Below are 20602 nucleotides of genomic sequence, written 5' to 3'. Positions count from 1 at the left end.
GAAAGTTAGAAGTGATGCGTGCCAATTACAAATTACAAAGGCTTTTTGTCAAAGAACCTTTGTCACTCCACGAAAAATTGGATTTGAATGAAACCCAGTCGCATTATCTCAAAAACGTCTTGCGGATGAGGGAGGGAAGCGAAGTTCTGCTATTCAACGGAAAAGATGGCGAATGGCGCGCCAAAATTCACGAAATCAAAAAGAAAATTGTGGTGCTCGAACTTGTCGCCAAAGAACGCGAGCAGACCGAACCTGCCGATCTCGTCTATTGTTTTGCTCCGCTCAAACATGCCCGCCTCGACTATATGATACAAAAGGCGGTAGAAATGGGGGCTTCTGTCCTACAGCCGGTTATGACCCATTTCACACAAGTGACCCGCCTCAATGAAGAGCGCATACATGCCAATATTATCGAAGCGTGCGAGCAATGCGGCATTTTGTCAATAAGTTCCTGCCGCTCACCAATTACGTTACCGGCACTTTTGGATAACTGGCAAAAGGAGCGCTATCTCATCTTTTGTGATGAGGCAGCGGAAACACAAAATCCACTTGAAATTTTGAGAAGCTTACCACCGGCTCCCGCTGCTGTTCTTATTGGACCGGAGGGTGGTTTTAGCGACGAGGAGCGCTCGCAACTCAAACATTGTTCTTTTGTTCACGCTATTCCATTGGGGCCCAGAATTTTGCGTGCGGATACTGCGGCGGTTGCTGCCCTTGCGGTTATCAATGCGACATTGGGAGATTGGCGTGACGACGGGCAAAACCGAATGTGAGGCAGGCGGTACTTGAAAGAGCAATGAAAACAGTTCAATGATGAGTGAAATCAAGACAAATTGGAAATTGTGAGTTATGGCGCGCGATATTGAAGATGAAACAACAATCAACGGTTTTGAAGATCTGGTAAATTATCTTGCTGCGGGCTCGAAAGAACCTGACAAATGGCGAATCGGCACCGAACACGAAAAATTTCCGTTTTTTGTCGAGGGTAACCGCCCTGTCCCTTATGAAGGGAAAAGAAGTATCCGTGCCCTGCTTGAGGGAATGCAAGCCATGCTCGGGTGGGAACCGATATTGGATGAAGGAAAAATTATCGGTTTGTTAGAGCCGACAGGTGCCGGTGCCATTTCACTCGAACCCGGCGGACAATTTGAACTTTCAGGTGCACCACTCAAAACAATTCATCAGACTTGCCGTGAGGTGAATGCCCATCTTGCGCAGGTCAAGGAAATTGCCGCGCCCCTCGGTATCGGTTTTTTAGGCCTTGGTGGCAGCCCCAAATGGCGTCTTGATGAAACGCCGCAAATGCCGAAATCGCGCTACCATATTATGACCAACTATATGCCCAAAGTGGGCAAGCACGGTCTTGATATGATGTATCGTACCTGCACAATTCAGGTCAATCTCGACTTTTCGTCGGAAACCGATATGCGCCGCAAAATGCAGGTTTCGATGAAATTGCAGTCCATTGCCACCGCGCTTTTTGCAACTTCCCCCTTCACGGAAGAAAAACCCAACGGTTTTATGTCATGGCGTTCCGAAATATGGCGCGACACCGATAACCGGCGTTCGGGTGTTCTTCCCTTTGTATTCAATGAAAATTTCGGTTTTGCCGATTACGCAAGATGGGCACTCGATGTTCCGATGTATTTCATTGTACGCGACGGGCATTACCATGATTGCACCGACATAACATTCCGCCAATTCATGGAAGGTGCTTTAAAGGGAAAAGTTGACGATTACCGCGCCAATATGGGCGATTGGATCAACCACCTTTCAACATTATTTCCCGAAGTGCGGCTCAAACGTTTTCTGGAAATGCGCGGTGCCGATGGTGGTCCATGGCGGCGTATTTGTGCATTGCCGGCTTTCTGGGTCGGGCTCCTCTATGATAAGGAAGCGCTCGATAGTGCCTATGAGATGACAAAAGATTGGGGCTATGAAGAAGTTCTTGCTATGCGCAATCTTGTTCCGGTCAAAGGATTGAAGACGCCTTTCCGGAATACGACCATTCTTGAAATTGCCCGTCAGGCTCTGGAAATTTCGCGCAAAGGCCTTGCAAACCGCAAAAAACTCAACGTCGATGGCGATGATGAAACGCGTTTTCTGGATCCGCTTTTCGAAGTTGCAATGACAGGCAAATGCGATTCGGAACGGTTATTATCGAAATTCCATTCGGTTTGGGGTGGTTCTGTCGATCCGGTTTTCTTGGAATACGCCTATTAACCTTTTCCTCAACACTTGGCCTTTGCGCAACGCTATGAGAGGCAAGGTAAACTGGTGCGCAGTCAAAAGGTCGGATTAGACCGCCTCTTGATAAAAACGCGCGCAGGGCAGGCAAGACCTGCTTAAAAAATAGCGCGGTTTAAAAAGTTCCGTTTTCATTTTGAAAATCCGGAACCGTTTTTGCCGTTTAAAAATAGAGCTTTTCAAAATACGAGGCTGCTTTAAAAAAGCTTCATAAAACGAATTCTATTGTCCAATTCCATGTCAAATAGACTTTGGCTCCGGAAAAGTTGTGTAATTTTCAATAAAAGTAAAATTAAAATCCTGATTGTCTTGTTTTTGGACATGTCGAGTTCCCATATCAGTAATGAGTAAACAAAAGAGGAAAGGGATTTCTCAATGCAGCATGTCGATATTCCATCAATGTCGGATTTTAACAAATTACGAGAGGTGCGCGCCGACGCATGTGTATCAATATACTTGCCGACGACACCGATTACATCCGAAATTGGTGCCAGTAAAATTGAGTATGCCAATCAAGTGAAGGAGGCATTGGCACAATCCCAATCCCTTACAGATAAACGGCGTCTGGCAAATCTGGAAACGCTTCTGACAGGACTTTCCGATTATGAAGAGTTCTGGTTGAAACAGGCGCGTAGTCTCGCCGTTCTTGCCACACCAGATCGTATCTGGACATTCCGTCTTGCCAACCGTTTGAAATCATTTGTTGAAATTGCAGACCGGTTCATGTTGAGCCCGCTTCTTCGTTCGATTACCTTTGCCCATACGGCTCATGTGGTGGCTATTTCAGAATCGAAAGTAAGACTTATCGAAATTGCAAGTGATATCGAGCCATTCGAAGTCAAAGTGCCGGACATGCCCAAGGACATCAATAGCGCTGTCGGCACCAGTAACGAGAGAATCAGTTCCAATAGTGCAGTGCGGTTGACCCAATATTGCCGTCTGATTGATTCAGCTTTGCGTCGTTATCTGACGAGACCGGATATTCCTTTGATTATTGGCGGAAATGAAGCAATGATCAATGCGTTCCGTTCGGTTTATGGCGGCAACAACCTTATCGGAGAAATTGTCAATGCCGGACTTGATCGGGCAAACCCGACAGAAATCGGGGATCTCGCTCGTCCCGTTCTTGACCGTTATTATGAACGGCAAGTGGCCGATATCCGCTCGCGGTTCGAACATTTGACAGCCGAAGGGCGTACCACAACAGATATTGCGCTTGCAGCTCGTGCAGCTACGATCGGTCAGATCGATACATTGCTTGCCGATATGGATGAAATGGTTCACGGGACTGTTGATGAAACAACCGGAGCTGTCAGTTTCGGCAAAGAGGGACCGGATACCTATAATGTGGTCGACGAGATTGCAAGCCGCGTACTTGCCAATGGTGGACATGTGCTAGCCGTTCGCAAGAGCGACATTCCCAATCACCAATCGCTTGCAGCAATTTTCCGTTTCAGAATGTAGGAAAATTTCGTTTTGTTGATGCCACTCACAAAAACGGGCGGCATCGTTTAAAAAGCGAAGATTTTGGCAATAAGCAGAAACGAAAGCCCGCAACAAATCCTGTTCGGGCTTTTTGGTTTTTTAAAACTTGCGAATTTTATGTAACCACAGTCCTATTCGAATTTTATGTAACCACAGGCCTATTCGATATAAGACGCGGGCGATGATTAGCCGCGGGTACGGCTTTGGCCTTCTCTTGCCGGTTTGAAACTCGGGTCAAGACTGACGGCTTTTGTATAGGAAGCATAAGCTTTTTTCTTGTCGCCACGATGTTCATAAACCATTGCCTGATTTGACCAGCTTTCAGCATTACTACCATCCAATCGTATGGCAGCGTTGAAATCATCAAAAGCATTATCCCAGTCGCCAAGCGCTGCATAGGAGAGGCCACGTCCATTATAAGGGGCAGGCGCATTGGGTTGGCGCGACATGGCTGCACCGAAATCGGCAATGGCCTGTTGCTGGTCACCGCGTGCCTGTTCGATCAGTGCGCGGTTATGCCATGCACGTCCGTCGGTTGTGCCAGCCTGAATGGCACTGTTGAAATCATTATAGGCAAGATCAAGCTTGCCACTCAAACGATAGACATTGCCGCGCCCGATCAACGCAACATCATAATTCGGGTTGATTGCCAAAGCACGGTTATAATCGGCAATAGCAGCCGACATATTTCCTGTATTGCGATAAATCAAAGCACGATTGGCATAGGCTTTATAGAAATTGGAGTCGAGCGCTATAGCGGACGTAAAATCGGCAATGGCTTCTTTGTTTCGACCTGCGCGCCCATAAGCCGAGCCGCGCACATTGTAACCGTCAGGGTCGCGTGGATTGGCTTTAATAACGGCTGTCAGAGAAGAGATATTCTCATGCGAGCCCTGGGCAACATCTTCAGGATCAAGAACACCGCTGGAAGACGTACAACCGGCCAAGGCGATAGCCGCAAAAAGAAAGACTGCTGATAGTTTCAATTTTTTCATCGGGCACGATCCTGATACAGACAATTCCACGGGGTCAAATGCGTCATGTCTGACGACTTGGATATAACAAAAAAGTGGAAATGCACGGCGCATCTCCACTTGAAGTCAGGCGAAATTCAGTTTCGCATAAATTGGTCTTTCCTGAAACAAATTAAACCATACGAGAGAAAACTCTACAAATCTGGCAAAAAATTTCAGCAAAATTCCGAATATCAATGAGCAGAACCGCGCCCGCTCACCAAACCTTCACGTTGTGCACGCTTACGTGCCAACTTACGAGCACGCCGAACAGCCTCGGCCTTTTCACGGGCACGCTTTTCCGACGGCTTTTCATAATGGCCGCGCATCTTCATTTCACGGAAGATGCCTTCACGTTGCATTTTCTTTTTGAGCGCACGGAGCGCCTGGTCAACATTATTATCGCGAACGAGTACTTGCACGTTTAATCCTGCTTTGTTTTTACTATCTCTGTTAAGTGGGAATACCCCAAAACGACCAAGCCTTTTCAGGTAAGGTTTTAAATGATTGTGGTGCCAATACCATAAAAACAGTTCGCTTGTCTATATTGGTTTTCCAAAAGCTGTGTTTTTTAAAAAAATAGCTGTCTTTTTATTTTTCTATTCACGTTTTTCGATAAAAACCGGCAAAACAACGCGAAAATGACGTTAAAATTGTCGTCATTGCTCTAATAATTCTCCCCATAACAGATATTTAAATAAAAATTGTGACGGGGCTGACCAGATCTAGAATGAATAGAATGAAAACCGACTCGCTTCTACAGTTTTGGTTCGAGGAATGAATCGTTGAAAAATAATCGCCTTTGTTAAAAATTTATCCGGCAGCAATAGATCCGCCCACACTATATCCGGTCCAATAGAGTTGAAGCGGAAAAGGGATAAATCAGCAAGAAAAACCGCAAAATGGAAGAAAATATTGGCAAATGCCCGCTGTCACCGGATTGATCAAAAACCTTTTTGGAGAGTGGTGTTGCAAGACGGCAAACCTGATTGTCGTTTCGAGACCGCAGTGCTTCACCTTTGCAAGGCCGGAAAAGACCTATTGTTCAAACGGATCCGGCTATTGTTTTCGGCGAACAAGGGGGCGCCGTTCAAATAAAAACAGGTCCGCACATAGGCGCTGCTTAAAGCTATAAATAGGTAGATATAAATTTATGCCACTTAAAAATTACGAAGCCTTTGGCGGAACCATGGCAATTGTAATCCAGTCGGCAGTCAAAGCCGGTTTTTTCACATTTTCGATTTCAAGAGTGACACCGTAATGAAAAACAATTCTGCCCGACGGGCGAATTTCGGCATCGCTTAAAACAAAATGGGCGCGAACTTTTGCACCGCTTTTGACGGGGCTCATCAAACGCACTTTGTCAAAACCGTAATTGATACCCATTGTTGTCCCCTCAAGCTCGGGGAGCGCCTCATAAGCCAATGTCGATAGCAGCGAAAGGGTTAGAAAACCATGGGCAATTGTGCCGCCAAAGGGCGTTTCTTTGGCGCGTTTTTCGTCAACATGAATCCATTGATGGTCATCGGTTGCATCGGCAAACTGGTTAATCATTTCCTGTGTGACAGTACGCCAATTCGAAACGCCTACTTCTTTGCCGATTGAAGCGGGAATATCGTCAACAGTCACTTTGCCGGGCATGAGTGTTTTTCCTTATCAATATTTTTGCGGTTGCCTCTTATTGGTGAAAGACCGCTTATGTCATGAATTCAAGCTGCTTATACAGGTCAAATAATTTTCGCGCAAATTTTTGTTTGGAAAATGTGGAGCTTTGTTATTCTGCTCTTGGCTTTCTGCTCCCAACCCTCCGTTCTTTGTCGTCAATCAATGACGAGCCTTGCAATTCTTTAGCGTTGTTATTAGACCTTTGAAGAAAGGATTATGCGCTGAACGACTGGCAAAACCCGATGATAGAAATATTTTGTCGGGTTGATGAATGATCGTTTTTTACCGGAGAATTTTTTGAAATGACAAGCAATGTAGCCCTTATCGGTTTGGCCCGCGACCTCAAAAAACGCGAAGACAGTGGCAAGCCTATCCGCATAGGGCTTGTCGGTTGCGGGGAAATGGGTACCGACCTTTTAACAGGCGTCGCCCATATGAATGGTATAGAGGTTGCAGCGGTTTCAACACGCACACCCGAACGGGTGCTTGATGCGGCAAAAATTGCCTATGATGAAACGGGGCATGCAAAGGAAGTTTCCAACGCGTCGGAAATGACAGCAGCAATCGAAGAGGGAAAAATTGCCGCCACCGACGATCTTGATATGTTGCTAAAAAACGAGCTTGTCGATGTTATCGTCGACGCGACAGGCTATCCCGAGGCAGGCGCGGAAATCGGTTATAAAACGCTACAAAACAACAAACACGTTGTTATGATGAATGTCGAGGCAGATGTCACAATTGGTCCCTATCTTAAGCATGAAGCCGAAAAACGCGGCCTTATCTACACACTTGGAGCTGGTGACGAGCCGTCTTCCTGCATGGAGCTTATCGAATTTGTTTCGGCACTCGGGCATAATGTTGTTGCAGCCGGAAAGGGCAAAAACAACCCGCTCGATTTTGATGCAATTCCCGATCATTATGAAGAAGAGGCACAAAAACGCAATATGAATGTGCGTATGCTTGTCGAATTCATTGATGGTTCAAAAACCATGGTCGAAATGACGGCCATTGCCAATGCAACCGGCCTTGTTCCCGATTGCCCCGGAATGCATGGCCCGAAAGCCGACATAGATCGCCTGAACAAGGTGCTCATTCCTGAAAAAGATGGTGGCGTTTTATCAAAAGCCGGCGTTGTCGATTATTCGATCGGGCGGGGCGTTTCACCGGGAGTTTTTGTAGTTGCAGAAATGCGCCATCCCCGTGTTTGGGAACGTATGGAAGATTTGAAAATTGGTGAAGGGCCTTATTTCACGTTCCATCGTCCTTATCATCTCACAGCTATGGAAGTGCCGCTTACTTGCGCACGGGTCATGCTTTACGGAAAGGCCGATATGGTGCCGCTTGACCGGCCGGTTGCAGAAGTGTGTGCCGTTGCCAAAAAAGATTTGAAACCCGGTGACAAGCTCGATTTTATCGGACTTTATACCTATCGCGCATGGAATATGACAGTCGAGGATGCAAGGAAGCACGAGGCAATTCCCTGTGGTCTGCTTGAAGGGGCAACAGTCACCGCACCGATCAAGAAAAACGAACTCATCACTGCAAACAATGCTGCAATCAATGAAGACCAGTGGATTGCACGCTTGCGTAAAAAACAGGATAAACTCATTTACGGCTGATCGGGAGTTTTAAAACATCGCGGCTGATAAATGATAAAAATACGATTATAGCCACCATTGGATAAGGCTTTGTATTTGGCAAACAGGAAAGCTGATTTTTTGCAAAATGTGAAGCCAAGAGTTTGTTTTTTGCGTCAGACAACGTCTCTCGTCAAAAGGGGCCTATGCTATTGTAATTTTTAAAGCCCTTGATGCGTGACGTTGCCGGATAGCAACCGTCGAAAAGGGGAAACGGAAAGGCATAACCCGTCATCTACTTTCTGAAGTTCTCATGTGCCTTGGCCAACAAGACGGACTTCTCTTTATCAACGACACGCAACATCAAAGACCGGCAATTTTCCGTTTGTCCGCTTTACCTTCGATGATTCATGCGGCCGAGATTCCCATAGTTTCAAATTCTCGTTGGAATGAAAAAGGCCAAGAAGGAAGAAAAGGCGAACGAAGCGGGGCGTTCGAGAATAAGTGTAATTTGTTCTTCACGCCACAAGTTTATCACGCTGAGAGGTTATAGCTGCTACTGCGGTTTTTAAAGTGGAATTACGCGGCGGTTTAAGAACCGGATAAACAGAAATTCCGTCAACATGACTCAAACGAAAAGGCATTCTTCAACAAGCGCAATCACGAAAATCACGGCGAGAAGAAGCCCTGCATGATCGTTTTATGAAATATCTATAGGAACCCGTCTCTTCGCATTGCGGAGCCAAAAATAGAGACAGACCGTTATTTTGGCTGTGAAAGCTTTTGAAATTCAATCAGGCAAACCCTTTAAAGGGAAATTGCGTTTTGCTTGTCCCGATAAAGACCTTCAATTCGGAACGCGGGGTTTGCGCGGTTTGGTAAGCACATTCCAATAGAGCACAACGAAACCTAAAAAAGCCAGAATCCATAAAGTTCCGGCAAGGTGAAGTGTCGGCAGATTGTTATTGGCAATGCCGGCAAAAAGCCGCAGCCAGACCGATAGAAAAAGTGCAAGGTAAACCAGAACAACAGGCCAGGAAACTGTAAGCGGGCGGCCTGCGTGACCAAGGCTTGCGCGTGTCATAACGGCCATTGTCATCATGCCGATACCACCGGCCATCCATAAATGTTGCACGGGTGCGCGCCCTCCCGGAATAATTCCGAATGTGCCGAGCGCCAAAGCGATAAACCCTAACGGAATAAACAGAAAGCCGACATGAAGCACAAAAACCAGCGGTTCTTTCAAAGTTGCCAAACCCCGCCAACGTTGAAGCCGGTAAAGATTGGCAATGCCACAAAGCCCGCATAATAGGGCGGTCAATTTCGTATCGGGAACAACTACCCACAAAACAAGGCAAATAGCCGTAAAAACCATGATGGTTTGGTCAACGCGCCCGTGTGGAGCCGGTAGTTTTGTTTCCCCGCGTTTGGCAAGCCAATTTCGTGTGAAGCTTGGCACAATCCGGCCGCCAATAATGGCAATAAGGAAAACCGCAATGGCAAGAGCAAGACGTGCCCCATAGCCGTCGGCAGCATAAACGCCATTGAAAGCTTCACAATCAAAAATCAGATTGGCGCAAAAAAGCAGTACAAGCAGAATAAGCACTTTGAGATTGCGCCAATTTTTTCCATATATAATTTCGCGCCCGATTGCGATGGTGAAAAGAAGCGGGAACAGCAAATCAAGGCCGACTGTTACTGTTGCAGGCAGATCGGATGAAAGCACCATGGCAATGCGTCCGATAAGCCATACGGATACGAGGCCCAAAAGCGGCCAGCCGACAATGGGCAAACGACCGGTCCAATTGGGAACGGCAGTCATTAAAAAACCGGCAATGACAGCCCATAAATAACCGAAAAGAAAGCTGTGGGCATGCCAGGAAAACGGATCAATCCCGATTGCCAGAACATCTTTTCCGGAGAAAAGGAAAATCCAGATAAACAGGCTGAATACAGCCCAGATACTTGCAAACAGAAAAAACGGACGATAACCATAACTCAAAAGTGCCGGACCTTGCCACGCTCTCATCTGTTTGGCTGAACTTGCCATGATTGTTCCTCTAAAAAGATGCCGCCTTGATGGCGGCATCTTAAGGTTTATTCCATGGCTTTGACAATGCTTTCGACCATTTTTTTGGCATCGCCAAAAAGCATCATGGTGTTGTCACGGAAAAACAGCTCGTTTTCAACGCCCGAATAGCCTGTTCCCATACCACGTTTCAGGAACAGAACTGTTCCCGCTTTCGACACGTCGAGAATCGGCATGCCATAAATCGGCGAAGATGGATCCGATTTGGCGGCAGGGTTGGTCACGTCATTGGCACCAATGACAAAAGCAACATCTGCTTCGGCAAATTCGGAATTGATATCGTCAAGCTCGAAAACTTCGTCATAAGGCACATTGGCTTCGGCAAGCAGCACATTCATGTGACCGGGCATACGACCGGCAACCGGATGAATGGCATATTTGACTTCAACGCCGTTTTCTTTGAGCTTGTCGGCCATTTCACGAAGTGCATGCTGGGCCTGTGCAACGGCCATACCATATCCCGGTACGATAATGACCTTGTTGGCGTTTTTCATAATGAATGCGGCGTCGTCTGCCGAACCCTGTTTGACAGGACGGCGTTCAACTTCATTATGTCCGGCAGGGCCGGCAGTTTCACCACCAAATCCGCCGAGGATCACCGAAATGAACGAGCGGTTCATGCCTTTACACATAATGTAGGAAAGAATAGCCCCCGATGAACCAACCAGCGCGCCGGTGATGATCAAAGCCATATTTCCGAGCGTGAAGCCGATACCTGCGGCAGCCCATCCCGAATAGGAATTGAGCATGGAAACAACAACCGGCATATCCGCGCCACCGATCGGCACAATCAGTGTGACCCCGATAACGAGCGATAAAAGCACAATAAGCCAGAAAACCAGATGGCTTTCGGTTCCGACAAGTGCGGCGATGAGAACAACGATTGCCACTGCAAGAACAATATTGATCAAGTGACGGTTCGGCAAAATAATCGGTTTACCGGACATACGCCCGTCAAGTTTTAAAAACGCAATGATGGAACCGGTAAAGGTTATCGCACCGATTGCAACACCGATTGCCATTTCAACAAGTGCCCGCCCATGAATGGAGCCGATTTCACCGATACCGAATGAATGCGGCGAATAAAGTGCACCGGCGGCCACCATAACGGCAGCAAGACCGACGAGTGAATGGAAAGAGGCAACAAGTTGCGGCATTGCTGTCATGGCAATGCGGCGGGCAATGACTGCACCGATAGCACCACCAATGGCAAGACCTATAATAATAAGGACAAGGCCACCGAAGCTTGGACGGGCAAGCAGCAATGTTGTGATGATGGCAACGGCCATGCCGACCATGCCATAGGCATTGCCTTTCCGGCTGGTTGTCGGATGGGAAAGTCCGCGCAGTGCCATGATGAACAGAACACCGGAGACGAGATAAAGGAAGGCTGCAAAATTAACACTCATAGGTTCAAGCCTCACTTATCTTTTTTCTTGTACATGGCAAGCATGCGCTGGGTAACGAGAAAGCCGCCGAAAATATTGACGCTTGCAAGTACCAAAGCGATGAAACCGAAAGTGCTTGCGAAACCTGAAGCCGAAAGGCCGACAGCAAGCAGCGCACCAACGACGATAACCGAAGAAATTGCATTGGTAACAGCCATGAGCGGTGTGTGGAGAGCCGGTGTGACGGCCCAGACAACATAATAGCCGACAAAAATTGCCAGTACGAAGATCGCAAACTGGAAAATGAACGGGTCAATAACACCGCCTGTCGCATTGTGAACGGCATCAACGGCATTATTGGAAATTTGGCCGCCAGCTTCGCGCACAGCGGCAATGGCCTGATCGAGACCTTGAAGGGCTTTGTCGAGAGCCTCGTTAGACATTATTTGGCTCCTTTTTCATCTGTTTTCTTATCTGCTTTTGCGGCTGGTTCTTTAGATTTTGAGGATGTACGCTTTGCCGGTTTTTCGCCCTTTTCATCGGCTTTTTTTGCCGGAGCGGGTTTTTTATCGGCGTCTTTTTTTACCCCTTCTTCTGCAAAGCGGGGATGAACAACATGACCGTCGAAAGTAAGCAATGTGGCTTTCACGAGTTCGTCATTCCGGTCGATGGTAAATGCCTTCGCCTCCTTGTTTGTCATGATATCGACAAAGGCATAAAGATTGCGCGCATAAAGCTTTGAAGCAGTAGCGGCAATGCGGCCCGGAACATTGGTAAAGCCGATAATTTTAACGCCTTCCACTTCAACAACCTTGTTGGCAACGGCGCCTTCGACATTGCCACCTCTTTCAACAGCAAGATCAACCACGACCGAACCCTGGCGCATGGTTTTGAGCATTGCTTTTGTGATAAGGCGCGGTGCCGGACGACCGGGAATCAACGCGGTTGTAATGACGATATCCTGTTTGGCAATATGCTCGGCAGTCAAAGCCGCCTGTTTTTGCTGGTATTCCTTCGACATTTCCTTGGCATAGCCACCAGCAGTTTCAGCAGCTTTGAATTCATCATCCTCGACGGCGATAAATTTTGCACCGAGTGAAGCGACCTGCTCTTTTGCCGCAGGACGTACGTCATTTGCCGTAACAGATGCACCAAGACGCCGCGCAGTGGCAATTGCCTGAAGACCGGCAACACCGGCACCCATAACGAAAACCTTGGCAGCCGGAACGGTACCGGCGGCAGTCATCATCATGGGGAGGGCGCGGTCATAATATTCGGCAGCATCAATCACTGCCTGATAACCGGCAAGATTTGCCTGTGATGACAGAACATCCATGACTTGCGCACGCGTAATGCGCGGCATGAATTCCATCGAAAAAGCATTCAATCCGGCTTTGGCCATGGCCTTGACATCATCCTCGTGGCCGAATGGATCGAGAATGCCGATGAGATTGGCACCCTTTTTATAGAGGGATATTTCCTTGGCATCCGGACGGCGCAATTTCAAAATGATGTCGGCTTTATTTGCCTCGTTCGCACCAACGATTTTTGCACCGGCTTCCTTGTAGTCCTCGTCACTTATCAAGGACTGGAGACCGGCACCTTTCTCGACCGACACATCATAGCCGAGATTGATAAGCTTTTTGACAGTTTCCGGAGATGCGGCAACGCGCGTTTCCCCTTCGGCTGTTTCTTTGGCAACAAAAACTGTTTGACCCAAATGTTATCTCCTTGAGTTTCAGGGAAGACAGGCTGCCTATCGACAGTCTCTTCTCCCCACCTATTCACAATGCCGGATTATTTCAGAAAAATCGAAACGATTTAGTAGTAACGGTAAAAGCACATTATTTCCAGTGCTTTTGCTAAAATTTCGTTTTTCACACGTCTTATCGTGGATAGTTCAGGAAAAAACTTTTTCAAATGTGCCTGTCTTAACGAAAACCGGTCATTTGACAAAAGCTTGTTTTCCTTAAATATTGATCCGATAATATAAAAGGGAACACAAATGGCTGAACATTTAAAACCGCTTATTGCGGTACCTGCCGATTGCCCCGCTTTTGACGGTTATGTCTGGCATGGTGCACCTCAGCAATATCTTGAAGCCGCGTCGAAAGTGGCCGATGTTGCCCCCCTTATCGTGCCATCGCTTGGGGCCGGAGCCGATGTCCAGTCTATCCTTTCGGTGGTTGATGGTGTTCTCATCACCGGCGCAAAATCCAATGTAAATCCGGCACGTTATGGTGAAAAAGCAACCGCCGACCACGAACCGTTCGATTTTGCCCGAGACGAAACATCTTTTTTCCTCATTGATGCAGCAATCAGGCAAGGTTTGCCGCTTCTTGCCATTTGTCGCGGAATACAGGAACTCAATGTCGCTCTTGGAGGAACACTTTCACCGGCGCTACAAAAAATACCCGGAAAGCTCGATCATAGAGCCAATGATAAAAATGACAGTGACAAAAAATTTGCCATCAGGCAACCGGTTCGAGTGAACGAAAATACGGTGCTTGCAAAAATTGTAGGAACTGGCGAAATCATGGTGAATTCTGTTCACCAACAGGGAATCAACAAGCTGGCACCACATCTTGTTGCCGAAGCGACAGCTCCCGATGGCACAATAGAAGCTGTCAGTGTGAAGGATGCAAAAGGCTTTGCACTTGGTGTCCAATGGCATCCCGAATATTGGGCAACAAGCGATATACCATCAAACAAAATATTCAAAGCATTCGGCGAGGCAGTGCATCAACATAAAGATCAGCGTCTTGAAAAAACGGAGCTGTGAAAAAACAGCTACCCTCAAAAAACAGGTGTCTTGAAAAAAGCATTTCGGAAAAAGAGAAAACAGTTAAAAAACGAAACCCGTCTTATGATGCCGGAATGACAGGATATCAAAATTTAAAGTTTTCAGATTTTTCTCGGTACCATGCGACCGGTTGATTGGCGAATGCGCAATTCCGGTTTAATGAGATCATGACCATTTTTGACTTCGATGCCGTTTAAAAGGTCAAGGAGAGCACGCGCTGCACGCCTTCCCACTTCCCTCTGACCGTTCCAGACTGTGGTGAGCGAGGGTGTGGCAATTTCGGCTTCCTCAAGATCATCATAGCCGGTCACAGAAATATCCCGCCCTGCAACAAGGCCAGCACGGGCAATTCCGTTCATCAAGCCGATTGCGGCAAGGTCATTGAAACAGACGGCAGCAGTCGGTTTATCTTTGAGAGCCAGAAATTGCGGTGCTATCTCGAAACCTGCCTGTTTTGTCCGAGGTCCTTCAAGGCGCCATTCCGGTTTGACCTCGAGTCCGGCAAGTTGCATGGCATGGCGATAGCCTTCATAACGGTCATGTCCGGTCGAGGTGTAATCTGTACCGCCAACCATAGCAATGCATTTATGCCCGAGAGAAATGAGATGGTTGGTGGCAAGAGAAATGCCGTAAGTATCGTCGCCGCGAAACACCGGTACGTCCACTCCTTCAACATGGCGCGCAACAAAGACAACAGGCAAACCGTTATTTTGTGCCATTTCAATGTCTTTTGCAGGGGTTCCGATTGCCGGTGACATGATAACGCCATCAGCTCCGAGCTGAAGAAGCGTTTCCAGAAAATTGCGTTGCTTGTCCAACTGGTCATAATGGTTGGAAAGGATGAAAGTTTGCCGTGAACGGTCGAGTTCCGTCTCGATCGAGCGCAATATTTCGGCAAAAAACGGATTCATAATGTCGTGGACAACAACCCCCACAATGCCGGAGCGCGATGTGCGCAAACTTGCTGCACGGCGGTTATAGATATAGCCGATATTACGGGCGTAATCCTTGATTTTTTCACGTGTATCATCTGCTACCAGCGGGCTGTCACGCAGTGCCAACGAAACTGTGGCTGTCGAAACATTTAACGCATCAGCAATCGTGGAAAGTTTAATTTTTTGCGCCAATGCTCTTTATTCCTCGAAAATGAATTAAATTTTAGCGTTTAAACCGTCAAATCGGAAGAACGGGAATTTCCCCGATTGGTTCGAGAAAAGTCGCCAAGCTTCAGGAGTGATTGATAAACGTTTATTTTAAAGGAAACTATAGTCATTTTAAACTGTTTTGTTCAATGAACAATTCATTGGAATAAGGGAAAACAGTGTATTTTTTAAAATTCGCTTCGCCATTTTATTGATTATTTAAAAGTCGATCATTTGAAAGAGGTGGAAAATTTTGTTTTTCCACCTCCCGATAATCAAGTGAAATTCGACTATTAGTTTTTGTGCCAGCCGGTTTTAAAATAATGTCGGCATGTTCATCGGCCGGCATGTTCATCGGCCGACATGTTCATCGATATGTATCGGTTAAAAGTGATTGCTGCTGCTCAAGATTTTTATGGATTCTGTCCATGAGGGTCAGCAAAGTAAATTGCTCTTGTTCATCAAGACCACCGGTCACTTCCCGCTCGGTCTCTTCAAGTGCCCTTTCGATGAGGTCGACAATGTTATGGCCGTCTTTCGTAAGAAAAATATGAAATTTGCGCTGGTCTTTGTGTGATCCACGTTTGGTAACAAAACCTTGTTCCTGAAGACGCGCTATCGTTTTTGTGACTGTAGGAAGTTTTACGCCCAAGCGTTTGGCCAGGCTTCCGGGCGATTGCCCGTCTTTCATCGCCAACAACAAAATTATTCTATCTTGACCGGCATATAAACCAAATTCATAAAGACGACGAGCCAATAAGGTCTTCATCATTCTTGCTGTTGATTGGACGATCTCTAACGCTGGTATCCGAGTTTTGTCTGGCATTATATCTTTGTCTCCCCGAAGACGTTTTTGGAAGAAATAACGATTCACTTGTCTAGTATATCAACCTGATTCGTTAATTTTCACAAAATGGTGAATTTATCTATAACATGTAAGGGCAACAAAATCTGTGTATAGCCAAATAAAAATAATTCGATAAGGATTAAAATAGTGAAAAAAGAAGATCAAATAATAGCAATTTTGCCTTTGGGTGCCCATGAATATCATGGTCCTCATTTGTCACCGACGACGGATGCTGTCATTGCCGGGGCTTTTGCTGAACGTCTTGCATCTTTGTTTCCAACCGCCCCGAAACGTTTGACTCCACTGGAGGTTGAATCTGTCGGCTATTCAATCGAACATAAAGGTCGGCCGTTTACAAAAACATTGGAATATTCACAAGCTATTGACCGTTGGATTTCGATTGGTGCCGATTGTTATAAAAAGGGAATAAAAAAAATTCTCGTTCTCAACGCTCATGGTGGCAATTCGCCATTGATGAATATTGTTATCACCGAATTGCGTTGTCGCTTCAAAATGCTTGCTGTAGCGACCAGTTGGGGACGCTTCGGCCTGCCGGAAGGTTTGATGACGGTCGAGGAAAAAGCCCTTGATATTCATGCCGGCTTTATTGAAACGTCACTCATGCTTTATCTTGCGCCCGACACCGTCAATATGGAAAAAGCACAAAAATTTTCCAACTGGCAAAAAAAATTACAAGAAAAATTCAAATATCTCCGGGCTTATGGGCCATTTCCTTTCGGCTGGAAAATGGCGGATATCAATAGATTGGGTGCGGCCGGAAATGCACTTGCCGCGAATAAAGAGGCAGGAAAAGCGATATTCGATCATGCAATTGAAGGTTTTAGCGGCCTTGTTGAGGATATGTTCGCTTTTGATATTGACGAACTCTCCTAGAAAGCCTCTTTTCCAAAGCTAGAAATTGTTAGCGACATTGCTTATATCGACAACAGTAAAAATTCCCGTCATTTGAAAGGTCATGCTATGAGCGAGACTGAAAACACTCCCCGCAAAATTCCGGTAACTGTTCTGACCGGTTATCTGGGGGCAGGAAAGACAACGCTTCTCAACCGGATTCTGACAGAAAATCACGGCAAACATTACGCTGTTATTGTCAATGAATTCGGCGAGATCGGCATCGACAATGATCTGATTGTCGAATCCGACGAAGAAATTTACGAGATGAATAATGGTTGTATCTGCTGCACAGTGCGCGGCGACCTTGTCCGTGTTGTCGACGGTTTGATGCGACGTCCCGGCCGGTTTGACGGTATCATTATCGAAACCACCGGTCTTGCCGATCCGGTTCCTGTTGCACAGACATTTTTCATGGATGATGATGTCAGGGCAAAATCGCAACTTGATGCTGTTGTGGCACTCGTCGACGCAAAACATTTGCCGTTAGAGTTGAAAGACAGTCGTGAAGCGGAAGACCAGATTGCTTTTGCCGATGTTGTCCTTTTGAACAAGACCGATCTTGTGACCCCGCAGGAACTTGCCGATGTCGAAGCAACAATACGCGCAATCAATCCTTCTGCTGTGATCTTTCGCACCCAACGTTCCAATGTCGATTTGAACGAAGTGCTTGATCGCGGTGCATTCGATTTAAGCCGTGCGCTTGAAAATGACCCGCATTTTCTCGATCATGACGAGGAAGAGGAAGAGCATGTATGCGGGCCTGAATGCGATCATGATCACGATCATGACCATCACCACCATCATCATCATGACCACGAACATCACCACCATGACGGGGACGAGCATGTCCATGGAGCAGCCCTTCATGATGTAACGGTGAAATCGGTTTCTTTACGTGCAGGCGAACTTGATCCGGGCAAGTTTTTCCCGTGGATCCAGCAGATTACCCAAACACAGGGGCCGGATATTTTGAGACTTAAAGGCATTATCGCATTCAAAGGCGATAAAGACCGTTATGTTGTGCAAGGTGTCCATATGATTTTGGAAGGCGACAGCCAGAGACCATGGAAAGAAGGCGAAAAGCATGAAAGCCGTCTGGTCTTTATCGGCCGTAAACTTGATGCCGAAAAGCTCAAAGCCGGTTTCGAGAAGTGTGCCTGAGTTTTGAGAGGAACCTATGCCGACAATTGCACATTGTGACCTCGACAGCTATTGCCTGTTGGCGGGGTTTTTGGATGACCAGCCGGTCTTTGTGACAGCAAATGGTGAAATTACCCTGCTTGGCGAAAAACAAAAAGTGGTCGAGGCACATGAAGGGATTGCCTCTGTTGCTTTATCAAGAGACAAGAAATCGATTATTACCGGCGGTGAAGATGGCCGGATTTGCCGGACAACCAGTGCTCTTCAGTGTAGCGAGCTTGCCCGCCATGAAAAAAAGTGGATCACCTCGGTTGCAGCCGGTCCCGACAATTCTTACGCCTTTGCTTTTTCACGCACGGCATGGGCTGATGGAGGCAAGGGAGCCGATGGAGGCAAGGGGCTTCAGGAGTTTGATCACGAGCGTAGTGTTGAAGATCTTGCTTTCGCACCAAAAGGTCTAAGATTTGCTGTGGCACGATATAATGGTGTGACATTGCATTGGCTAGGTGCCGACACAAAGCCCACCGACCTTACATGGAAGGGCGCACATTTTGCCGTTACATTTTCGCCCGATGGCCGTTATGTCATTTCGTCGATGCAGGAAAATGCCTTGCATGGATGGCGGTTGAGTGACGAACAGCATTTGCGCATGAGCGGCTATCCGGCAAAGGTCAAGAGCTGGTCATGGAGTGCGAAAGGCAAATGGCTTGCGACTTCCGGCGCTCCGGCTGCCATTGTCTGGCCGTTTCAGGCGAAAGATGGCCCGATGGGAAAAGCACCCCTTGAACTTGGCACCCGTGCCGATGCCATGGTCACATGCGTGTGCTGCCATCCGGAAGAAGACATTGTTGCTGCCGGTTTTAATGACGGCATGATTTTGTTCATCCGCTTTGCCGATGCGAAAGAAGTACTTTTGCGCCGTCCCGGAAAAGGTGCCATTTCAACCATGGCCTGGGACGATAAGGGCTATCGGCTGGCATTCGGCTCAGAAAGCGGGGAAGCTGGTATTATCGATATTTCTGCCTAAGAGCCGGAGAATAAGTTTTTAATAAAAATAAAACCACCTGCTGCGCGCAGGTGGTTTTTTAATGAACAGCTCGAACCGGTCAACCCAAAGTCGGGTAATCGGTATAGCCTTTTTCATTGCCGCCATAGAGTGTTGTCTGGTCGACCTCGTTCCATGGAGCATGCTCTTTGATACGGCGAACAAGATCGGGATTGGCGATAAACGGACGGCCGAAAGACACAATATCGGCATAGCCCGACCCGACAGCTTTTTCAGCCATTTCGGCGGTATAGCCATTATTGACCATCCACGCGCCATTGCCACCGGCATCGCGATAGACGTGTTTCAAACGCTTATAGTCGAAGGCATAATCGGCTTCCGTATAATTGCGGTCGCCTCCCGTTGCGCCTTCAATCAGGTGGATGAAGGAAAGCTCATAGGCAGCCAAAGCATCAACATAAAAATCAAAAAGCGGCTGCGGGTCCGGATCATGGGCATCATTGGCGGGGGTTACCGGAGAAATGCGGATACCTGTTCTGCCACCGCCGATTTCTTTTGCAACGGCTTCGGCAACAAGGAGCGGAAAACGGCAACGATTTTCAATCGACCCGCCAAATTCGTCGGTGCGGTGATTGGAGTCGGAGCGCAGGAACTGGTCAAGCAAATAGCCATTGGCCGAGTGAATTTCCACGCCGTCAAAACCGGCAATATCGACAGCATTGCGGGCGGCTTTACGATAATCGTCGATAATGCCGGGAATCTCGGATGCGTCCAATGCACGTGGTGTCGATGTTTGTACAAATTCACCCTGACCATTCTTGTCTTTAATATAGGTTCGGGCTTTTGCCTGCAGGGCAGAAGGGGCAACAGGCGGTTTGCCTGAAGGTTGCAATGAACTGTGGGAAATACGTCCCGTGTGCCAAAGCTGGGCAACAATTTTGCCGCCTTCTTCATGAACGGCATCGGTTACTTTTTTCCAGCCGACAAGCTGGGCTTTTTCGTAAAGGCCCGGAACGTCGATATTGCCTTGTCCCTGTTGTGAAATGGCCGTACCTTCAGATACAATAAGGCCGGCGGTCGAACGTTGGCGATAATAGACAACGTTCAAATCATTGGGTGTTGCATTGGGCGAGCGAGCGCGTGTCAACGGCGCCATGGCAATGCGGTTTTTTAGAACAAGGTCTCCTGCCTTGATCGGGTCAAAAAGTGATGTCATGAAAAGCCCCTTTCATAATGGCTGCAAATTTAAACATAAGGTGAACCGGCCCGATTAAAAAGGGCTTGA

18 protein-coding genes are annotated in these 20602 nt (G+C 47.3%); 8 read left to right on the top strand and 10 right to left on the bottom strand.

Annotated features, from left to right (window positions below; all coding sequences use genetic code 11):
• The first annotated feature begins 14 nt into the window (after positions 1-14).
• The 3 genes from H3S83_RS10450 to H3S83_RS10440 all read left to right on the top strand — a co-directional run bounded on the left by H3S83_RS10450 (position 15) and on the right by H3S83_RS10440 (position 3711).
• A complete protein-coding gene (locus H3S83_RS10450; RefSeq protein ID WP_198239850.1) occupies positions 15-773 on the top strand; it encodes a 16S rRNA (uracil(1498)-N(3))-methyltransferase in 759 nt (252 codons plus the stop codon).
• Positions 774-849: 76 nt separating this feature from the next.
• Complete coding sequence (locus H3S83_RS10445) at positions 850-2223, top strand: glutamate--cysteine ligase (protein ID WP_198239749.1); 1374 nt, start codon at positions 850-852, stop codon at positions 2221-2223.
• A gap of 399 nt (positions 2224-2622) precedes the next feature.
• Entirely contained in the window at positions 2623-3711 is a 1089-nt protein-coding gene (locus H3S83_RS10440; RefSeq protein WP_077972786.1) for a hypothetical protein, read from the top strand.
• 206 nt (positions 3712-3917) lie between these two features.
• On the opposite strand, the gene H3S83_RS10435 is transcribed toward H3S83_RS10440, so the two are convergent.
• From H3S83_RS10435 to H3S83_RS10425, 3 genes are all read right to left on the bottom strand, one after another.
• Positions 3918-4727, bottom strand: a complete 810-nt coding sequence (locus H3S83_RS10435) for a tetratricopeptide repeat protein (RefSeq protein ID WP_198225880.1) — start codon at positions 4725-4727, stop codon at positions 3918-3920.
• A gap of 212 nt (positions 4728-4939) precedes the next feature.
• Positions 4940-5167: a 30S ribosomal protein S21 gene (rpsU, locus tag H3S83_RS10430; RefSeq protein WP_077972783.1), complete on the bottom strand. Its 228-nt coding sequence runs from the start codon at positions 5165-5167 to the stop codon at positions 4940-4942.
• A gap of 745 nt (positions 5168-5912) precedes the next feature.
• Positions 5913-6386, bottom strand: coding sequence for a MaoC family dehydratase (locus tag H3S83_RS10425; RefSeq protein ID WP_198235417.1), 474 nt, complete (start codon positions 6384-6386; stop codon positions 5913-5915).
• A 326-nt stretch (positions 6387-6712) separates the two neighbouring features.
• Between H3S83_RS10425 and H3S83_RS10420 the strand changes: the two genes are divergently transcribed.
• Positions 6713-8029, top strand: a complete 1317-nt coding sequence (locus H3S83_RS10420) for an NAD(P)H-dependent oxidoreductase (protein WP_198239748.1) — start codon at positions 6713-6715, stop codon at positions 8027-8029.
• Positions 8030-8834: 805 nt separating this feature from the next.
• Here the strand turns inward: H3S83_RS10420 and H3S83_RS10415 are convergent.
• Genes H3S83_RS10415 through H3S83_RS10400 form a run of 4 tightly spaced genes read right to left on the bottom strand, consistent with a single transcriptional unit; the run spans position 8835 to position 13184 of the window.
• The gene (locus H3S83_RS10415; RefSeq protein WP_198239747.1) at positions 8835-10037 is read right to left on the bottom strand and encodes an NnrS family protein; all 1203 of its coding nucleotides are present in this window, start codon (positions 10035-10037) and stop codon (positions 8835-8837) included.
• 47 nt (positions 10038-10084) lie between these two features.
• Complete coding sequence (locus H3S83_RS10410; RefSeq protein ID WP_198239746.1) at positions 10085-11485, bottom strand: NAD(P)(+) transhydrogenase (Re/Si-specific) subunit beta; 1401 nt, start codon at positions 11483-11485, stop codon at positions 10085-10087.
• A gap of 11 nt (positions 11486-11496) precedes the next feature.
• Positions 11497-11907, bottom strand: coding sequence for a proton-translocating transhydrogenase family protein (locus H3S83_RS10405; RefSeq protein ID WP_198239745.1), 411 nt, complete (start codon positions 11905-11907; stop codon positions 11497-11499).
• Positions 11907-13184 (bottom strand): Re/Si-specific NAD(P)(+) transhydrogenase subunit alpha, encoded by a 1278-nt coding sequence (locus H3S83_RS10400; RefSeq protein WP_198239744.1) that lies wholly within the window; start codon positions 13182-13184, stop codon positions 11907-11909. The genes H3S83_RS10405 and H3S83_RS10400 overlap by 1 nt, the downstream gene beginning before the upstream one ends.
• A 285-nt stretch (positions 13185-13469) precedes the next feature.
• On the opposite strand from H3S83_RS10400, the gene H3S83_RS10395 reads away from it, so the two are divergent.
• On the top strand, positions 13470-14246 hold the full coding sequence (locus tag H3S83_RS10395; RefSeq protein WP_198239743.1) for a gamma-glutamyl-gamma-aminobutyrate hydrolase family protein: 777 nt from the start codon (positions 13470-13472) through the stop codon (positions 14244-14246).
• A gap of 122 nt (positions 14247-14368) precedes the next feature.
• On the opposite strand, the gene H3S83_RS10390 is transcribed toward H3S83_RS10395, so the two are convergent.
• Both H3S83_RS10390 and H3S83_RS10385 read right to left on the bottom strand, forming a co-directional pair.
• Entirely contained in the window at positions 14369-15394 is a 1026-nt protein-coding gene (locus H3S83_RS10390; RefSeq protein WP_077972766.1) for a LacI family DNA-binding transcriptional regulator, read from the bottom strand.
• A 382-nt stretch (positions 15395-15776) separates the two neighbouring features.
• On the bottom strand, positions 15777-16235 hold the full coding sequence (locus H3S83_RS10385; protein ID WP_077972764.1) for a MarR family winged helix-turn-helix transcriptional regulator: 459 nt from the start codon (positions 16233-16235) through the stop codon (positions 15777-15779).
• 168 nt (positions 16236-16403) lie between these two features.
• Here H3S83_RS10385 and H3S83_RS10380 point away from each other — a divergent pair, with 168 nt between their 5' ends.
• From H3S83_RS10380 to H3S83_RS10370, 3 genes are all read left to right on the top strand, one after another.
• Positions 16404-17150 carry a creatininase family protein gene (locus H3S83_RS10380; protein ID WP_198239742.1) on the top strand — a complete coding sequence of 249 codons (747 nt, stop codon included), beginning with the start codon at positions 16404-16406 and terminating at the stop codon, positions 17148-17150.
• Between the two features lie 87 nt (positions 17151-17237).
• Entirely contained in the window at positions 17238-18332 is a 1095-nt protein-coding gene (locus tag H3S83_RS10375) for a GTP-binding protein (protein ID WP_198239741.1), read from the top strand.
• A 16-nt stretch (positions 18333-18348) separates the two neighbouring features.
• Entirely contained in the window at positions 18349-19338 is a 990-nt protein-coding gene (locus H3S83_RS10370) for a WD40 repeat domain-containing protein (protein ID WP_077972753.1), read from the top strand.
• Between the two features lie 79 nt (positions 19339-19417).
• On the opposite strand, the gene H3S83_RS10365 is transcribed toward H3S83_RS10370, so the two are convergent.
• Positions 19418-20533 (bottom strand): alkene reductase, encoded by a 1116-nt coding sequence (locus tag H3S83_RS10365; protein WP_198239740.1) that lies wholly within the window; start codon positions 20531-20533, stop codon positions 19418-19420.
• Positions 20534-20602: the final 69 nt, after the last annotated feature.

Origin of the sequence: Bartonella sp. W8122 (genome assembly GCF_016102485.1) — a bacterium.
In the GTDB taxonomy this organism is placed as follows: Bacteria; Pseudomonadota; Alphaproteobacteria; order Rhizobiales; family Rhizobiaceae; genus Bartonella; species Bartonella apihabitans.
The sequence above is the reverse complement of the archived record's forward strand: the minus strand, read 5'-3'. Positions and strand labels throughout refer to the sequence as shown.